Origin of the sequence: Brevibacillus gelatini, assembly GCF_003710935.1 — a bacterium.
In the GTDB taxonomy this organism is placed as follows: Bacteria; Bacillota; Bacilli; order Brevibacillales; family Brevibacillaceae; genus Brevibacillus; species Brevibacillus gelatini.
In genome coordinates this window covers 205,359-223,565 of the sequence record NZ_RHHS01000015.1, presented here as the reverse complement: position 1 = coordinate 223,565, position 18,207 = coordinate 205,359, and the positions used below count along the sequence as shown (strand labels likewise).

Annotated in this window: 10 protein-coding genes; 5 read left to right on the top strand and 5 right to left on the bottom strand. The window is 54.6% G+C overall.

Features of this window, described 5'->3' with window-relative positions:
- Positions 1 to 29: 29 nt before the first annotated feature.
- On the top strand, positions 30 to 4,649 hold the full coding sequence (gene gltB, locus EDM57_RS05990) for a glutamate synthase large subunit (protein ID WP_122903860.1): 4,620 nt from the start codon (positions 30 to 32) through the stop codon (positions 4,647 to 4,649).
- Positions 4,650 to 4,927: 278 nt separating this feature from the next.
- Here the strand turns inward: gltB and EDM57_RS05985 are convergent, their stop codons facing one another.
- The 3 genes from EDM57_RS05985 to EDM57_RS05975 form a co-directional block, all read right to left on the bottom strand.
- Positions 4,928 to 6,256 (bottom strand): GntP family permease, encoded by a 1,329-nt coding sequence (locus EDM57_RS05985; RefSeq protein ID WP_122903859.1) that lies wholly within the window; start codon positions 6,254 to 6,256, stop codon positions 4,928 to 4,930.
- A 27-nt stretch (positions 6,257 to 6,283) separates the two neighbouring features.
- Positions 6,284 to 7,825: a gluconokinase gene (gene gntK / locus EDM57_RS05980; RefSeq protein WP_122903858.1), complete on the bottom strand. Its 1,542-nt coding sequence runs from the start codon at positions 7,823 to 7,825 to the stop codon at positions 6,284 to 6,286.
- A gap of 228 nt (positions 7,826 to 8,053) precedes the next feature.
- Positions 8,054 to 8,923 (bottom strand): MurR/RpiR family transcriptional regulator, encoded by an 870-nt coding sequence (locus EDM57_RS05975; protein ID WP_122903857.1) that lies wholly within the window; start codon positions 8,921 to 8,923, stop codon positions 8,054 to 8,056.
- Positions 8,924 to 9,149: 226 nt separating this feature from the next.
- On the opposite strand from EDM57_RS05975, the gene gnd reads away from it, so the two are divergent.
- The 3 genes from gnd to EDM57_RS05960 all read left to right on the top strand — a co-directional run bounded on the left by gnd (position 9,150) and on the right by EDM57_RS05960 (position 14,120).
- The gene (gene gnd, locus EDM57_RS05970) at positions 9,150 to 10,046 is read left to right on the top strand and encodes a phosphogluconate dehydrogenase (NAD(+)-dependent, decarboxylating) (RefSeq protein WP_122903856.1); all 897 of its coding nucleotides are present in this window, start codon (positions 9,150 to 9,152) and stop codon (positions 10,044 to 10,046) included.
- A 219-nt stretch (positions 10,047 to 10,265) separates the two neighbouring features.
- The gene (locus EDM57_RS05965) at positions 10,266 to 11,531 is read left to right on the top strand and encodes a class I SAM-dependent methyltransferase (protein ID WP_122903855.1); all 1,266 of its coding nucleotides are present in this window, start codon (positions 10,266 to 10,268) and stop codon (positions 11,529 to 11,531) included.
- Positions 11,532 to 11,534: 3 nt separating this feature from the next.
- Positions 11,535 to 14,120 carry a metallophosphoesterase gene (locus EDM57_RS05960; protein ID WP_122903854.1) on the top strand — a complete coding sequence of 862 codons (2,586 nt, stop codon included), beginning with the start codon at positions 11,535 to 11,537 and terminating at the stop codon, positions 14,118 to 14,120.
- Between the two features lie 81 nt (positions 14,121 to 14,201).
- Here the strand turns inward: EDM57_RS05960 and EDM57_RS05955 are convergent, their stop codons facing one another.
- Together EDM57_RS05955 and EDM57_RS05950 are read right to left on the bottom strand one after the other, a co-directional pair.
- Entirely contained in the window at positions 14,202 to 15,632 is a 1,431-nt protein-coding gene (locus EDM57_RS05955) for an alanine/glycine:cation symporter family protein (RefSeq protein WP_122903853.1), read from the bottom strand.
- 27 nt (positions 15,633 to 15,659) lie between these two features.
- Entirely contained in the window at positions 15,660 to 16,631 is a 972-nt protein-coding gene (locus EDM57_RS05950; protein WP_122903852.1) for a glutaminase, read from the bottom strand.
- Between the two features lie 271 nt (positions 16,632 to 16,902).
- Here EDM57_RS05950 and EDM57_RS05945 point away from each other — a divergent pair, with 271 nt between their 5' ends.
- Positions 16,903 to 18,204, top strand: coding sequence for an ATP-binding protein (locus EDM57_RS05945; RefSeq protein ID WP_122903851.1), 1,302 nt, complete (start codon positions 16,903 to 16,905; stop codon positions 18,202 to 18,204).
- Positions 18,205 to 18,207 lie beyond the last annotated feature (3 nt).

The following is an 18,207-nucleotide window of genomic DNA, read 5'->3' as shown; positions in this document are numbered from 1 at the left end:
TAACAGAGAGAGCAAGGGAGTGGAGATACATGACGAGAAATGGAATGCCTGCAAAGCAAGGTTTATACGACCCGATGTTCGAGCACGACGCTTGTGGAATCGGTTTTATCGCGAATTTGAAAGCAAAAGCATCTCACGATATGGTAAAAAATGGACTGAAAATTCTTTGCCAGCTGGAGCATCGCGGCGGGCAAGGCAGCGACCCGGAGACGGGTGACGGAGCGGGCATCCTGACGCAAATCCCGCATACCTTTTTCAAAAAGGTCTGTAAGGAGCTGAACATTCAACTGCCAGCGCCAGGCAAGTACGGTGTCGGCATGCTGTTCCTGCCGATGGACGAGAGCCTGCGCAACGAGTACGAGGCGAAGCTGGCCGCGATTATCGAAGCGGAAGGGCAGAAGCTGCTCGGCTGGAGAACCGTCCCTGTCGATGCGACGAAGCTCGGCAAAACTGCGGCAGCGAGTCAGCCTTTTATCCGTCAGGTGTTCATCGGAGCGAGCGCACAAGCAGCAGCGGACCAGATGGCCTTCGAGCGAAAGCTGTACGTCATCCGCAAGCAGATGGAGCACGCAGCAGGCTCTGACTTCTACGCCGCCTCCATGTCGTCCCGTACAATCGTATACAAAGGCTTGCTCACGCCAGGCCAGGTGGATGCGTTTTACCTGGATTTGCAAGATAATTCTTACACTTCTACGTTTTCCGTCGTGCACTCGCGTTTCAGCACGAATACATTCCCGACGTGGGAGAGAGCGCATCCGAACCGCTATTTGATTCACAACGGCGAGATCAACACTTTGCAGGGCAACGTGAACTGGATGCGGGCGCGCGAAAAAATGTTTGCATCCAAGCTGTTTGGCGAGGATTTGCAAAAAGTCGTTCCTGTCATTGACATGCAAGGCAGCGACTCGGCCATTCTCGACAACTGTGTGGAATTTTTCTCGCTGGCGGGCAGATCGCTGCCGCACGTCGCGATGATGATGATTCCCGAACCTTGGGACCAGGATGAGCAAATCGACGCGAACAAAAAAGCGTTCTACGAATACCACAGCTGCCTGATGGAGCCATGGGATGGCCCGACGGCGATTTCCTTTACCGACGGTCGACAGATCGGGGCGATTCTCGACCGCAACGGATTGCGTCCGGCCCGCTACTACGTGACGACGGACGATACGATCATTTTCTCATCGGAAGTAGGCGTTTTGGAAGTACCGGAAGAAAAAATTGTGCAAAAAGGCCGACTCAGTCCGGGCCGCATGCTGCTGGTCGACCTGGAGGAAGGCCGAATCGTCTCCGATGAAGAGATCAAGCAAAAAATCGCCAGCGAGCAGCCATACAGCGAGTGGGTGAAAAATAATCTGTACACGCTGGAGCAGCTCCCACAGGCAGGCGCGGCCGAAGAGCTCGACGGAAAAGCGCTGCTGGCGCGGCAAAAGGCGTTCGGGTATACACAGGAAGAGCTTGACAAGATGCTCTTGCCGATGGTCGCGGAGCAAAAAGACCCGATTGGCTCCATGGGAGTCGATACACCGCTCGCCGTGCTGTCGGACCGTCCGCAGCTTTTGTACAACTACTTCAAACAATCGTTCGCCCAGGTGACAAACCCGCCTATCGATTCGCTGCGGGAGGCTTGCGTGACCTCGACGCATACGGTGCTTGGCGCGGAAGGAAACCTGCTGGAACCTGCAGCGAGCCACTGCCGCCGCATTCGCTTGACCAATCCGCTGATTTCCAACAAGGAGCTGGCCCAGTTGCGTGCCAATCCGTATCAGGAGTTCCGGGCGCAAACGTTGCCGATCCTGTTTGCGGCTGACGGGGGAGAAAGCGCGTTGGAACAGGCTTTGGAGCAGTTGTTCGCCGCAGCCGATGAAGCGATTGCGGCAGGCTATACGCTTCTGATCCTGTCTGATCGCGGCATCAACGAGAAGCGGGCAGCGATTCCGGCCCTGCTTGCCACGAGCGGTTTGCATCACCATCTGGTGCGCTCCGGTACGCGGACAAAAGCCAGCCTGATCGTCGAGTCGGGCGAGCCGCGCGACGTCCACCAGTTCGCCATGCTGATCGGCTACGGGGCAGACGCTGTCAATCCTTACGTCGCCATTGCCTCCGTCCTTGATCTGATCGCCTCCGGCAAGCTCAAGGACATCACAGCGGAAGATGCAATCGAAGCGTACCTGCAAACCGGAATCGAAGGCGTCGTCAAGGTCATGTCCAAAATGGGCATTTCGACCGTCCAAAGCTATCGCGGGGCGCAAATTTTTGAGGCGGTCGGGATTCACACCGACGTCATTGACCGCTACTTTACTCGCACGCCATCGCAAATTTCCGGCATTTCGCTGGACGTGATCGCGCAGGAGACGCTGATTCGCCACGCGCAAGCTTTCTCACCAGAGCATGCCGACGAAAAGCTCGATCCAGGCAGCGACTTCCAGTTCCGCCGCGACGGCGAGTACCACCTGTTCCAGCCGAAAACCGTGCACGCTCTGCAAAAGGCTTGCCGGGAAGGCAGCTACGAGCAGTACAAAATTTACGCCGAAATGGCAGGGGAGCAACCGTTTTCCGCCTTGCGCCACCTGCTGGACTTCCAATCGGACCGCAAGCCGATCCCGCTCAGCGAAGTCGAATCGGTCGACTCCATCGTCCACCGCTTCAAAACGGGCGCGATGTCCTACGGCTCGCTCAGCAAGGAAGCGCATGAGACACTGGCCATTGCCATGAACCGTCTGGGAGCGAAAAGCAACAGCGGGGAGGGCGGTGAAGATCCGGCCCGTTACACGCCGGATGAAAACGGCGATTTGCGCCGCAGCGCGATCAAGCAGGTTGCTTCCGGACGCTTCGGTGTATCCAGCCACTACCTGGTCAATGCCTCGGAAATCCAGATCAAAATGGCGCAAGGGGCAAAGCCGGGAGAAGGCGGACAGCTGCCAGGCAGCAAAGTGTACCCGTGGATTGCCGAAGTGCGCGGTTCAACGCCAGGAGTTGGCCTGATTTCGCCGCCGCCGCACCACGATATTTACTCCATCGAGGACTTGGCCCAGCTGATTTTTGACCTGAAAAATGCCAATCCGCGGGCGCGCATCAGCGTGAAGCTCGTCTCCAAGGCAGGTGTCGGCACGATTGCGGCAGGCGTCGCGAAAGGGCTGGCAGATGTCATCGTCATCAGCGGTCACGATGGCGGTACGGGCGCTTCGCCGAAATCGAGCATCAAGCATGCAGGAATGCCGTGGGAGCTGGGACTCGCCGAGACGCACCAGACGCTTTTGCTCAACCAACTGCGCGACCGCGTCGTGCTGGAGACAGACGGCAAGCTGATGACCGGACGCGACGTAGTTATTGCCGCGCTGCTCGGCGCAGAAGAATTTGGCTTCGCCACCGCACCGCTCGTCTCCATCGGTTGCGTCATGGCGCGTGTCTGCCACCTCGATACGTGCCCGGTAGGGGTCGCTACACAAAATCCGGAGCTGCGCAAACGCTTCAAGGGCGACCCGCAGCACGCGGTCAACTTCATGCGCCTCGTGGCTCGCGAAGTGCGCGAGATCATGGCCCAGCTCGGCTTCCGCTCGCTGGACGCGATGATCGGCCAAAGCCAGCTGCTGACCGTAAGCGAACGGGCAAAAGCGCACTGGAAAGCAAAGCATCTTGATCTGTCCGCGCTCTTGTACCAGCCGGCAGTATCCGCAGAGGTCGGCAAATACCATCATCGCAATCAGGACCACAAGCTGGAGGAGACACTGGACCGCCAAACGCTGCTCGCCTTGTGCAAGCCGGCACTGGAGAAGCAAAAGCACGTTCAGGCGAGACTGCCGATCAGCAACACGAACCGCGTTGTCGGAACGATTCTTGGCAGCGAAGTGACGAGAAGATACGGCGTTCACGGCCTGCCCGAAGACACGATTCAACTGGATTTTTACGGTTCGGCAGGGCAAAGCTTTGGCGCGTTTGTTCCACGCGGCATTACGTTGCAGCTTGAGGGTGACGCGAATGATTACGTCGGCAAAGGGCTGTCCGGCGGGAAAATCATCGTGGCGCCAGCGAAAAAGAGCACCTTCGCCCCAGAGCGCAACATGATTATCGGTAACGTCGCGTTCTACGGCGCGACCTCCGGCGAAGCGTACATCAACGGCCTTGCAGGTGAGCGCTTCTGCGTCCGAAACAGCGGAGTCACCGCCGTCGTCGAAGGTGTGGGCGATCACGGCTGCGAGTACATGACAGGCGGACGTGTCGTCGTCCTCGGTCAGGTGGGTAAAAACTTTGCGGCCGGGATGTCAGGAGGTACAGCCTATGTGCTGGCAGAGGATCAAGAGGCGTTTGCCGCCCGCTGCAACCAGGAAATGGTACTTTTGGAGAAGCTGGAAGACCAGCGGGAGATCGCCGAAGTCAAGCGGCTATTGGAAAACCACGTCGCGTACACAGGCAGTCCTCGGGCGAAAGCCTTGCTCGCTTCGTGGCCGCAGACAATCGCCAAGTTCGTCAAAGTCATTCCAAAAGACTACAAGCAAATCATCTCGACGATGGAGGAGCTGGAAAAGTCCGGCATGAAGCGTCAGGAAGCGATTTTGGCCGCGTTTGAGATGAATCAGAAAAAGAGCGCAGACAAAAAGGCACCAAAGAAAAAGGCGCCTGAGCAGCTCAGCGTATCTGTAGGCAACTAAAAAAGCAGAACGGCAACTCGTGAGTGGGTTGCCGTTTTTTTCGTGGAAAAAGCTTTTCAGCGTGCGCAGCCAGATGGCGGAGTCCTGCTCTTTTCCCCACAGAAAACCAAAGGAAGAGGAGCCTTTTTACGAACGGTTCAATTGCCGGATGGTTCTATCCACTCATCCCGCAACAGGGAGAAGATCAGCAGGTCAACCCTTTCCAAAAAACAGGACATTCCTCCCGCATATGCTGGATGGAATGTCCTGTTCAATTGCATGCAAATTGTGCAAGCCGATTAAATCACCAGACTAAGCCCCATGATGAGAATGATCGCGACGACTGACAAAATCGTCTCCATCACGGTCCACGTCTTGAGCGTATCCTGAACCGACATGTTGAAGTACTCCTTAATCAGCCAGAAGCCGGAATCGTTGACGTGCGACAGGATCAGCGAGCCTGAGCCGGTTGCCAGTACCAAAAGCTCAGGGCTTGTCCCTGGGATTTGCAGGGCGATTGGGCCGACGATGCCGGCTGCAGTCATCATGGATACGGTTGCGGAGCCGGTTGCTACGCGAATCAAGGCGGCGATCAGCCAGCCCAGGAAAATGGGGGAGATCGCAGATGCCTTGGCCAGCTCGGCAATGTAGTCACCGACGCCGCTGTTGAGAAGCACCTTGTTAAACGCGCCGCCCGCACCGATCACGAGCAGAATGGTGGCCGTAGGGGCGAGGCAGTCGTTTGTGAACTTGAGAATGTCGTCCTTGGAAAAGCCGCGATTGTAACCGAGTGTCCAGAACGAAATAATAACGGCGATCAACAGGGACGTGATCGGGCTGCCGATGAAGTCAGCCCATTGGCGCAGCATGTCTTCCTTCGGCAACGTAACGTCCGCAACCGTTGCCATCAGCATCAACAGAACGGGCAGGAGAACGGTAAAGACCGTAATGCCAAAGCCAGGCAGCTCGCGCTCGTCCTTTGGCTCTGCCAGTTGGGAAGCGAGTTCAGGCGAGATGCTCGTTTTGACCCGTTTGCTGATCCAGTTGCCGTAAAGCGGTCCTGCGATAATGGCGGCTGGAAGCCCGACGATGATCGAGAGCAAAATCGTTTTGCCGACATCGGCCTGGAACAAATCAACGGCTGCCATCGCCGCAGGGTGCGGCGGCACAATGCCGTGTACGATGGACAAGCCAGCGACGAGCGGAATCCCGATTTTCAACAGCGAAACGCCTGTCTGTCTCGCGATGGTGAAGACGAGTGGAATCAAAAGGACGAAGCCTACCTGGAAAAAGACCGGAATTCCTACGATAAAAGCGACGAACATCATGGCCCAGTGCACATTTTTTTCACCGAACCGGTTAATCAAGGTGCGGGCGATGCGTTCTGCTCCGCCTGATTCTGCCATCATTTTTCCGAGCATGGTGCCCAGCGCAAGCACGATGGCGATAAATCCGAGCGTTCCGCCCATCCCGTCCTTGATCGAGTCGACAACCTTGTCAAGCGGCATGCCGGACGCGATTCCGACAAATCCGGCGGCGAGCAGCAAGGCGACAAACGGATTCACCTTGAAACGCGTGATAAGAAGGAGTAGGAAAATAATGGATAGTAGTGTAATGAGTAGCGGCATGGATGACCCTCCTTACAGTGTCTCTCTCTAGTTGTTCAGTTGCTTTTGGAACTTGGCGATCAGCTTGTATTCCTCCAGCAAGTTGTAGTAGACGCGTTCGTAAATGTAAAACAGTTCCAGATACGTGCTGGATCGCTCCAGATCGGGCTCGTGCCGGTGGGAGATGTGAATCATTTTTTTCACATCGTGCAAATCGTCGAGAGCGCCGAGCGCGTGCATCGCCAGCAGGGCAGCGCCGAAGCTGGAGCTTTCATGGCTCTCGGGAATGAGCACCTCGTAGCCGAACATGTCCGACATGATCTGGCGCCATTCTTTGGAGCGGGCAAAGCCGCCCGAGGCGCGGATTTCCTTGGCTCCGCCAGCCAGGTCGCGAAGCGCGATGCCAATGCTGTAGACGCTGAACAAAATCCCTTCGAGCACGGCGCGGATGAAATGCTCGCGCTTGTGATGCAGACCGATCCCGAAAAAGGAGCCGCGTGCCTGCGCATTCCAGTACGGAGCGCGTTCTCCGGAGAGGAAGGGGAGGAAGAGCAGCCCGTCTGCGCCAGCGCGTACGTTTTCCGCCGCCTGGATCATCACGTCGTACGGATCGACGCCAAGCTGTTTGGCTTTTTCCACTTCCGGCCAGCTAAACTCGTCGCGGAACCAGCGCAGCATAATCCCGCCGTTGTTGGACGGGCCGCCGATGACCCAATGATTTTCTGTCAGCACGTAGCAGAAGGTGCGGCCTTTCGGATCGGTAATCGGTTCGGGAACGACGGTTCGGACCGCACCGCTTGTTCCGATTGTAATCGCGACTTGCCCGTGGTCGATCGCCCCGATGCCCAGGTTGGCCAGCACGCCATCACTGGCCCCGACGACAAATGGCGTATCGGGGTCAAGCCCGATTTCTTCCGCATAGCGCAGCTTCATTCCCAGCAGGACATGGGTAGTCGGCACAGGCTCGCTCAGGTGCTGCCTGCTGATGCCGGCGACCGCGAGCGCCTGCTCGTCCCAGTCCAGCTTGCGCAGGTTGAACAATCCGGTAGCAGAAGCGATGGAGTAGTCGACGACATACTGCCCGAACAGCCGATAGATCACGTACTCCTTGATGGAAATGTACTTGGCTGTCTTCCGGCACGTCTCCGGCATGTGCTCTTTCAGCCACATGATTTTTGGCAGGGGAGACATCGGATGGATCGGCGTGCCTGTGGCGAGGTAAATCTGGTGGCCGACGCCGTTTTCCTTGAGCCGATCCGCCTGTGCCGCACTTCGGTTATCCGCCCAGATGATGCTGTTCGTCAGCGGATTTCCGTGTGCATCGACGGCGATCAGGCTGTGCATCGCGGTCGAGAAGCCGATTCCGCCGATTTCTTGCCTGTCGATGCCCGCCTGGACAATCGCTTGCTTTAGTGCCTGAATGACGGCGGCGAAAATCGTTTCCGGGTCTTGCTCCGCCCAGGAGGCTTTCGGGACGAGCAGGGGGTAATCGATATTGCCCGTCCCTCTGACGGCACCGGAAGGCGTGAAAACGATCGCCTTCGTACTGGTTGTGCCAATATCCAGACCGATAAAGTAGGTTTGCTTCATTTGTGTTCACCCTTTTTGTATACGCTTTCAACGGAGTGGTGTGGTGATAACGCGATTATAGCGAAATTTTTTTCATTTGTTAAGACAAAAGAAAAAAATTATTTCAATTTTCATGCCTATTCCTAGTATTGACGAAAAATCCGAATAGTGGAAAGCAGTATCCCCGTTCAGCACCACGCTGATCTTTTCATGCAGTTTTCACGGGCAGGCAAAAGAAAAACGCCCGATTTACAGGCGTTTGAGCGAGATAGCCTCGCGAATATGCTGGATGTTGGAGATGGTGTCGTCCTGGCGGCGCAATGACACCGCCACGTACAGCAAATCGATCAGACTGAGCTGGGCCAGCCGGGAAGACAGGGCCTCCGTGCGAAAAACGGTTTCCCGGGAAGTGGTGTACAGGCACATGTCGGCCAGCCGGACGAGCGGAGACTTGCCGTAGCTTGTGATGCCAATCGTTTTCGCCCCGCGTTCTTTTGCCACGCGCAGGGCGGCCAGTATATCCTTGTTGGAGCCGGAGTGGGAGAAGCCCACCGCGACGGCGCCCTCTGAAAGCAGCGAGGCGGACATAACCTGATAATGGGCGTCGGAGTGGTGGATACAGGGGATACCTGTCCGCATGAACTTGTGGTAGGCGTCCTGGGCAATCGCTGCCGAGCCGCCGGAGCCGTAAAACTCGATGCGGGTCGCTTTTTCCAGACAGTCGACAATTTTCAACAGCTCATCCCTGTTAATGATTTGCAAGGTGTCGCGCAACGTTTCCAGATTGGCGGTGAAAATTTTTTCGGCAATCGAGCCGACGTCATCGTCATCGAGATTGATTTCCTGGTAGATCGCTTGTTTCGGGTTCGTCACTTCGCTGGCGAGCGCGATTTTAAACGCCTGGTAGCCGCGAAAGCCGAGCCTGCGGCACAGGCGGAACACGGTCGCATCCGCACATTGGCACTGGTCGGCCAGTTCGGTAATGGACAAATGAACAATTTTGCTGGCATTTTGCAAAATGTAGTCGGCAATTTGCTGCTCCTTGCCGCTCAACTGCGTGTAGATTGCGCGCAACTGCGCAAGCACGCTTGCCGGAACATGTGGTGTCGTTTCAGCCATGAATTGCTACCTCCCAAAAAGTGGCGCTGTGCTTTTCCATGTCGTGAAAGCTCGTCTATGGACAGCTTGATCGTGCAAGCGAATAGGTTTGCTTTCTGTTAGTATAAGGAAAATGGCTGCCTGATTCCTAGATTCGAAAAAATTTTCTCTTTTTATGATGAAAGATGAAAATTTTTGTCATATAATACGAGAAAATGGAGATTACCCAAAGGAGTGACGTACGCGAATGAAACTTGCGATACTCGGTTTAGGCAAAATGGGTTACAACCTTACGCTCAACCTGCTTTCCCACCAGCATGAGGTAGTGGCTTACGACGTAGACAGCAGCCGCGCAGAGGAGCTCGGCCGCGAAGGTGCGATTCCGGCCGCTTCCGTGGAAGATGCCGTGGCGAAGCTGGAAGCGCCGCGCGTCATCTGGCTGATGGTTCCGGCGGGAGAGATCGTGGATCAACTGGTCGATCAGCTTTCCGCCTTGCTCTCGCCGGGAGACATCGTGATCGACGGAGGCAACTCGCACTACAAGCAGTCGGTTGAGCGCTACGAGCGGCTGAAAGCAAAAGGCATTCACTTCCTCGACGTGGGAACGAGCGGTGGCATGGAAGGCGCTCGCCACGGGGCATGTATGATGATCGGCGGGGATCGTGAGGCATTCGCTCATATCGAACCGATGATTCGCGACATCAATGTGGACAAGGGCTACCTGTACACAGGCGAAGCGGGCAGCGGGCACTTTTTGAAAATGATTCACAACGGGATCGAGTACGGCATGATGCAGGCAATCGGTGAAGGCTTCGAGGTGCTGCAAAAAAGCCAGTACGATTACGACTTCGCAGAAGTGGCGCGCGTGTGGGCGAACGGCTCGGTTATTCGCGGCTGGCTGATGGATTTGACGGAGCGCGCTTTCCGCAAGGACGCCAAGCTGGACAGCATTCGCGGCGTCATGCACTCGTCCGGGGAAGGCAAATGGACACTGGAAACCGCCCTGGATCTGCAAGCAGCTACTCCGGTGATCGCGATGTCGCTGCTCATGCGCTACCGCTCGCTTGATGAAGACACCTTCCACGGCAAAGTCGTAGCTGCGCTGCGCAACGAGTTTGGCGGCCATGCGGTGGAAAAAAAATAAAGCGATTTTCGGCAAAAAGGATGACGGCAAAGCCACTCTGGACAATTAGCGGCTTTGCTGTTCGTCCTTTTTTTGTGCGGATTTTTGCCACATGTGATTTATGAGCGAAGCGCTTCTTTTTTGCCCGACAATTCCGGTTCGTAATACTTTTGCCCTGTTCATCCTGGTTGAAATGGTAGAAGATGGTTCTACAGCCAGGGAGGAAGGAGAGAAACGAACATGGCCATCGTCCAATTGCGCTCAGAGAACCCGGCCTTCTCGTATCTTATCAGGAAAAATCCGGCGTCCGGGATGACGCTCCGGTCGATGCGCAAAGGCATCGCCTGCGGCTGGTATTCGGAAAGCTCCGTCTACCACATTTATTTCAAGGATGCCGACAACGAAGTATCGTACAAACAGTTTGCCGAAGAGCGGTTTGAATACCTCAATGTGTCGCGCTACAACACGCCTTTGTTTCCGCTCAACGCGATCAATGAATTTTTTTCAACAACGATGAAAACGAGAGACGTGCGCGACATAGAAGGGTACACGCACATGTTTTTCATCAACATGATCCACATCGAGCTGGTGCGCTACATCGAGTTTTTTCAGAAGCATCTTCCGGACTTTTCGTTCGAGATCCGGCATCACGCCCATAAAAGCTACGCCCTGACGATCCGCACGCAAGTAAGCTTGTACGATCTGCTGCATGTGGCAAGTGTGCTCTGTCTGTTTCTCGCTACGTTTGGCAAGGAGCATCTCGATATTTCCGAGGGGATTCTCGACAAATACATCAAGAGCATCAACGCAGTGGATGCCCCGTTTTACATTCGCAGCCTGTTCGCGCGCCAGTTTCTGGTTCGGCGGGAGCATTTTCACAAGTACAAGTCGCAGCTGGAACAGACAGATCGGTACACCATTCAGCTCGAATATGGCAGCACCGGGCTGCAGCGGCGAAACTTCATCGCTTCGCAGCTTTCTTTTGCCCGGCCGATTCTCGATGTCGGCTGCGGCGAAGGGTTTTACGCCTTGCCGTTTGCCGCGAAGATGACACATTGCTACTACGCCGTTGACATCGACGAAGAGCGGCTGGCGCTCGTCAATCGCAAAGCAGCTGCCAAAGAAGTCGACAATATCGTCGTGTTTCCGTCTGTCGATGATTTTTTGCACGACTACAACGGCGAACAGGTCGACATCATTTTGACCGAAGTGATCGAGCATATGAGCCAGGATGAAGCGCGGGCGCTCATTTTGCAGTTGTGCCGACAAGTCGATTTTGACCGTTTTATCATCACGACACCGAATGCCGACTTTAACCCGTACTACGAGCTGACCGGGTTTCGCCACGACGACCACCGCTGGGAAATGGGGCAGGCTGCTTTTCAGGCTTGGATGCACGAGATTGTGCAAGAAGCGGACGTCCAGGCGGAGTTCGTCGCGATTGGCGACCGAGTAAACGGCTCTCCGACAACGCAAGGGGTCATTTTCAGGAAAAGGGGGACGTAACCGATGCGCATTTCCACACAACTGCACACGATTTTCATGCTCGTAGGTCCGACCGAATGCGGAAAAACGACCTTTGCCAAAGAAGTGCTGATACCGCAGCTTCGCATCGAGGATGAGGCGAGAAAGCTCAAGGCCAATGTGGCGTACATTTCCTCGGACGAATTGCGGCAGGAGCTGCTCGGGCATGCGTACGACAAATACGATCAGATCATGCTGGAGGCGAGCGAGCAGGCGTTTTCGCTCCTGTTTGAAAAGCTGCGGCTCGTCACAACGTTTCCGATCAACGCGCCGTTTGTCGTCGTCGACACGACTGGCCTTGCCGAAGACTTCCGGGCCAAAGTCTGCGAGATCGCCCGTGAGAACCACTACAACCTGGAAGCCATCGTTTTCGACTACCGCAAACGCGAGGACTATTACGCCTCCGAGCGGTCAAAAAAGCTGATTACGAACCACATTCTCCGGCTGAAAAAGGAAGTTCTGCGCGCCTTGTCCAAAGAAGGGTACGCGAACATTCACCGCGTCCGCGCCAAAGATTTTTACGAGCCGCAAGAGAAAACAGCCAACCCCGCGTACCAGGTCGTGATCGCAGACAAAGACGACTATTTGGCGACGATGCTTCTCCCCGATACGCGTTACATTATCATCGGCGACGTGCATGAATGCGTGCACGAGCTGAAACGGCTGCTGGTCGCCCATGGGTACCAGCTCGACCAAAACCGGCTTGTGGCCACAGACAAGGTGCGCAACACGAAAATCATTCTCGCGGGCGACTGGATCGACAAAGGCAAGCATACCCGCGAGATCATCGAGTTTCTGTACGACAACCAGGAGCATTTTTTGCTGGTGCTGGGCAACCATGAAAACTTTGTCCGCAAATTTTTGCAGGGAAAAATCAAGGGAGTCGAGCCAGAGCTGCTCGCGACGTATTTCGATTCGGTCGCTGTCTTGCAGGACGATTTGCTGCTGCAAGAAAAGTTCTTCCATTTGTGCGCGATTTCCCGGCCTTTTTACCGCTGCCATGCACAGTCCAATCCGTCTTACTACGTGACACATGCTCCGTGCAAAAACAAGTACATCGGCAAGCTCGACGCGGTTTCCGTGCGCCACCAGCGAAACTTCCGGCTCGATCGATCCCATTCTCTCGAAGAACAGCTTGGCTTTTTGCGCGAGGAAACGGTCAGCAACCATCCGTATCACGTCTTCGGCCATATTGCAGCCAAACAGGCTTTTCGCCTGAAAAACAAGCTCCACCTCGACACCGGATGCGTACAAGGCAACGCCCTGACCTCTGTTGTGATCGGGCACAAGCCTTTGTATAAATCCGTACGCTCTGACCATGCGGCGCTTGCGGAAGAGCTGCCGGACTTGTTCCAGGAAAAACAGCGCGTATCGCTTGAAGAGTTGGCGGAAGACGAGCTGCACCGCTTGCAATACTGCCTGCACAACAAGATCAACTTTATCTCCGGGACGATGCCGCCAGCAGACAAAGACGAAGCCGCAGGCGAGCTGGAGTCGCTTCGGGCGGGCTTGCGCTACTTTGCGGAGCGCGGAGCGAGCCAGGTCGTGCTGCAGCCGAAATACATGGGCTCCCGCTGCAACATCTACCTTCACCGCGAGCTGGCAAAGTGCTTTGCAGTCAGCCGCAACGGCTACAAGATCACACAGGTTGACTTGACGCCAATTTACAGAAAGCTTTTGGACAAATTCGCTTCGTACATGGAGGAACAGCGAGTGGAAATGATGTTGCTGGACGGAGAGCTGCTCCCGTGGCGGGCGATTGGCGAGGGACTGATTGAAAAGCAGTTCAAGCCGATTGAAAAAGCGCTGCATAGCGAGCTGTCCTACTTGCAGGAGCACGGCTTTGAGCAGGCGCTCCGCAGGCTTGTGGACGAATACGAGGCCAGCGGCTTTGAACAGGACCAGTATCATCTTGCCAAAAGCGCTCTGACCGACAAGTACGGCTCTACGCTGTACCAGAACTACAAGTATGCTCGTGAGATCAAAGAAACGTTCGTTCCCATCGATCAGCAGCTCGCAGCGTATGCGACGTACGAACAGCAACTGGTGCTGTACGGCGAGGCTGGTGAGCTGGAATACAAGCCGTTTGCCGTGTTGAAGCTCGTCTACGAAACAGGGGAGGAACGGTTGCCGGAGTGGCGAACGTCGGACATGTATCGGTTTGTCAGCGAGGATGACTGCCTCGTAGTCGATCTGGACGAGGCTGATGCGTATGAACAGGCTGCGCGCTTTTTCGCCAGAATGACGCTGGAGCAACAAATGGAGGGGATCGTCATCAAGCCCGACGTGCCAAACGAGAAGACGGTTCCGGCGATGAAGGTGCGTAACGCCGACTACTTGTCGATCATTTACGGTTACGACTACCGTTTTCCTCACAAGTACCGAAAGCTGATGAAGCAAAAAAACATCGGCCAAAAGCTGCGGGCGGCGATGAAGGAGCACGAATTGGGCAAAAGCATGCTGCGCGTCAAATTCGCAGACATTTCGCCCGCGAACGAGGCGTATCAGCAGACAGTCGCGACGATGCTGTTTGCGGTCGCACAGGAAAAAGAGATCGACCCTCGGCTGTAGGGGAGCCACCGCAAAAAAAGAAAGCCTGCGTCCTTTTTGGCAAAGGACTCAGGCTTCTTCTCTTGAAGCGAGTGTGAAAATTTAGCCGATCCGCTCTTTTTTCGCAGCGGCTGGCGATGCTTCCCAAGCTTCCAGGTTTCCTGCACCAGGAATGGTGTCGGAGTAAAATACAGGATCTTTTCCAGCTTTTTTCTGCTCTTGATAATCACGCAAAGCGGCGAAGGCCACCTTGGACAGCATGAAAATCGCAATCAGGTTGACCACAACCATCAGACCCATGAACAAGTCGGCCAGGTCCCAAACGAGCTGGACTTTTGCCACCGCGCCAAACAGCACCATGCCAAGAACGCTGATGCGGTAGAGCAGCAGCCATGTTTTGCTTGTTTTCAAAAACTCGATGTTTGTCTCACCGTAGTAGTAGTTACCGATCAGTGTACTGAAGGCAAACAGGAAGACCATCACTGCGAGAGTAGCCGATGCCCAGTCGCCAAGGTGGATGGACAGAGCAGCCTGGGACAACTCGATGCCGCTCAATTCAGACTGCTTGTACGCGCCGGACAGCAGGATGATGAAAGCTGTGCTTGTACAAATGATGAGTGTATCGGTCAAAACGCCAAACGCTTGAATCAGACCTTGCTTGACCGGGTGGCTTGTCGTAGCTGTAGCAGCGGCGTTCGGAGCACTACCCATACCAGCTTCATTGGAGAACAAACCGCGTTTTACCCCGTGCATGAGTGCCGCACCGAGCGTACCGCCAGCGACCTGTTCCAGACCAAAGGCGCTTTTCACAATCAGAGCTAGCATTTCCGGCATTTTGTCAATGTTCATCAAGACGATCAACAGCGCAACAGCGATGTACAAAATAGCGAGCACGATGACGATGTATTCAGACGCTTTCGCAATGCGTTTGACTCCGCCAAAGATGATGGCAGCGAAAGCGACGGTCATAATCAGACCAAGTGTCAGACGATCCGTGCCGAAGGAGTTTTCAAACGCAAGTGTAATCGTGTTGGATTGCACGGCATTGAAGACCAGACCGAACGACAGGGTAATCAGCACCGCAAACAGGGCACCCATCCAGCGTTTGTTGAGACCTTTTTCCATGTAGTAGGCAGGGCCGCCGCGGAAGCCGTCTTTATCCTTGATTTTGTAAATCTGCGCCAGTGTGCTTTCCACAAAGGCAGAGGCAGAACCGATGATGGCGATGATCCACATCCAGAAGACCGCGCCAGGGCCGCCCAGCGCAACCGCGATGGCGATTCCCGTAATGTTACCGGTACCGACACGCGCGGCCATACTGATACAAAATGCCTGGAAAGGCGTGATGCTGTCAGCAGCGGAACCTTTCTTTCCTTCGCGAATGGCTTGCAGCATGTCTTTTATCATGCGGATTTGCAGGAAGCCGCCCTTGAACGTGAAGAACAGGCCGAGTACAACCAGCATGACAATCAGGATGTACGACCAGAAAATGTCGTTAATGGACCCTACTACGTCTAACAGAAATTGTTGCATCTTGTCACCTCGAATGAATAGATTGGGTTAAAAAATACTGACATCCCATTCGTGCGCGATTTGCTTCAACAGTGATACGCCTGCTACACTGTTGCCGCACGAATCGATTGCCGGACCGAAAATGCCGATGCCGCAACCGTCGGGAAAAGGAGACTCTCGTTTCAGGATGGGAGGAACCAAGGTCATAATGCCGCCAGACACGCCGCTTTTTGCCGGGAGTCCGACGTAGGCAGCGAATTTTCCCGAAGCGTCGTACATACCGCACGTCAGCATCAGCGCTTTTGCCAGCCGGACGACCTGTTTGGGGAAAATTTGCTCGCCGCGCAGTGGATGATAGCCATCGAGCGCGAGAATCAGACCGATCAGCGCAATCTGCTCCGTGTTGACCTCGATGGAGCATTGCTTCAGGTACACTTCCAGCGCTTCCTCGACCTCGCAGTCCAGATAACCCGTATCCTTCAGGTAATGGGACAACGCGCGGTTGCGGTGAGACGTCATCCATTCGGAGACGAACACTTCTTCGTTTACGACAGGGGCAGAAGATGTAATTTTTTGGAAAATTGCGTATAAATAGTCCAGTTTCTGTTTTGGCGTATCCCCTGGCAAAAGCGAAGATACCGTGATGGCGCCCGCGTTAATCATCGGGTTGAACGGTTTGCCCGGCTTGTGCATCTCCAGCCGGATGATCGAGTTGAAGGCATCTCCCGTCGGCTCGACATCGACGCGATCCAGCACGTAGCTGATCCCGTGGTGGCAGCAGGCAGCGATAAAGCTGACGACTTTGGATATGCTTTGCAGCGTGAAGGGAACGTCCCATTCTCCAGCCGTAATCTTGTGCCCGGAAGGCTCGATGATGCAGATGCCGAGATGTGTCGGGTCTGCCCGCCGCAGGGCCGGAATATAGCTGGCGCATTTTCCTTCTGACGCTTGAAGGCGATGGTAGGCGACCCATTGCTCCAGCTCGTCCATCCGCTTGCGGTCCCACTTGCTTTTTGTCATTGTTGGTGATTCAAACAAACATGTTTCCCCCCAAATCCTGTACTTTCTAGCCTTTTGTCTTGGAGCGTAAGCGCTTCCACATCAGGCGATAAGGTATATTGAACACTTTAAAACCAACCTACAAAATCAAACAAAAACCAACAAAAATATTCATGCATTTATATAAATATTTTTTCTATACTTGTCGTTCACGGGTATTCTATATAAGAATAGATAAGGTAAATAATGATAGGTATCGTGAGAAACTAGACAGGGAGGGGAAGCTTGCTGCATGCATTCCCCATTAAAAAAAGACGGTTACATCCTGGCGCTCATGCTGATTACCGTGCCGATTGCCGGTGAGCTGAAATTTTATCCGGTCAATGAGACGTTTCGGATCAGCTTTGGCGCTCCTACTTTTTTCTTCTTCTTGCTGTTGTTCCAGCGGCTTCCGGTGGTTTTGCCCGGATTTTTGACAGGGCTTTGCGTCGTCGGCTTTCGTCTGCTGCTTGATTATTCCACGCAAAGCCCTTTTGATTGGACGGCTTCCATGCAGGAGCACTATTCCAGCTTTTTCTTCTACTTTTCCTATTCACTGCTGTTTTACGTCATACGTATCGAGCGGTTTCGCGAGCAGACGCTCTTGATCGCCTTTATCGGGATGATCGTCGAGGTCGTGGCCGATTTGGTCGAGCTGCTGTCGCAATACGTCATGTTCCACATTGTCATTACGTGGGGAGCGCTGCAGGAGATGTTCGTCATCGCGCTGTCGCACAGCTTTGTCGTCCTGAGCTTTTGGAACATGATCCGGCTGTACGAGACGCAGGCGCGGGAAAAGCAGACGCGCACCCAGCACGAGCACATGCTGCTGCTCATTTCCAATTTGTACGAGGAATCGATTCATCTGAAAAAGACGCTGCAAAACGCAGAGGACATCACCGTCAAATCTTTTGAGCTGTACCAGGGCTTGCAGGCGTTGAAGAGCATGCCCGACCGAATTTCTGTTGAGTCGTTCGCGAAAAAGGCGCTGATTATCGCAGGGGAAGTCCACGAAATCAAAAAGGACAACCAGCGCATTTTTGCGGGTTTGCAAAAGCTGATTTCGCATGAAAACAAGTCGGATTTTATGGACATCCAGCAACTGGTGGACATCATCATGCGCTCCAACGAGAAATACGCGAGCCTTTTGCGAAAACAGATCGAGTTTTCCAGCACCATTTCCGGCGAGCATCCGCACTACCACGCGTTTACGCTGCTGTCGCTCATCAACAACATCGTCGCCAACGCTGTCGAAGCGATTCAGCATACGGGGCGGATCGTGATTTCCGTGGACAGGACCGAAGACTTTGTGGAACTCCGCATCACGGATGACGGCCCGGGGGTTCCGCCTCGCCGTAAAAAGTTGATTTTTACCCCAGGCTTTACGACCAAGTACGACCTGAAAGGAATACCCTCGACAGGCATTGGTCTTTCCTACGTTAAAGCGATAGTGGACGAGTTGGGAGGGGAGCTTGCTGTACACGATGGCGTGTCCGGAATTGGGACCGAGTTTTTCATCCGGCTGCCGATCAAACATGTAAGGGAGAAAGAGTGAGAC

Coding starts and splice junctions, on each gene's coding strand:
- gltB (WP_122903860.1), top strand. CDS start 30: ATGACGAGAAATGGAATGCCTGCAAAGCAAGGTTTATACGACCCGATG.
- EDM57_RS05985 (WP_122903859.1), bottom strand. CDS start 6,256: ATGCCGCTACTCATTACACTACTATCCATTATTTTCCTACTCCTTCTT.
- gntK (WP_122903858.1), bottom strand. CDS start 7,825: ATGAAGCAAACCTACTTTATCGGTCTGGATATTGGCACAACCAGTACG.
- EDM57_RS05975 (WP_122903857.1), bottom strand. CDS start 8,923: ATGGCTGAAACGACACCACATGTTCCGGCAAGCGTGCTTGCGCAGTTG.
- gnd (WP_122903856.1), top strand. CDS start 9,150: ATGAAACTTGCGATACTCGGTTTAGGCAAAATGGGTTACAACCTTACG.
- EDM57_RS05965 (WP_122903855.1), top strand. CDS start 10,266: ATGGCCATCGTCCAATTGCGCTCAGAGAACCCGGCCTTCTCGTATCTT.
- EDM57_RS05960 (WP_122903854.1), top strand. CDS start 11,535: ATGCGCATTTCCACACAACTGCACACGATTTTCATGCTCGTAGGTCCG.
- EDM57_RS05955 (WP_122903853.1), bottom strand. CDS start 15,632: ATGCAACAATTTCTGTTAGACGTAGTAGGGTCCATTAACGACATTTTC.
- EDM57_RS05950 (WP_122903852.1), bottom strand. CDS start 16,631: ATGACAAAAAGCAAGTGGGACCGCAAGCGGATGGACGAGCTGGAGCAA.
- EDM57_RS05945 (WP_122903851.1), top strand. CDS start 16,903: ATGCATTCCCCATTAAAAAAAGACGGTTACATCCTGGCGCTCATGCTG.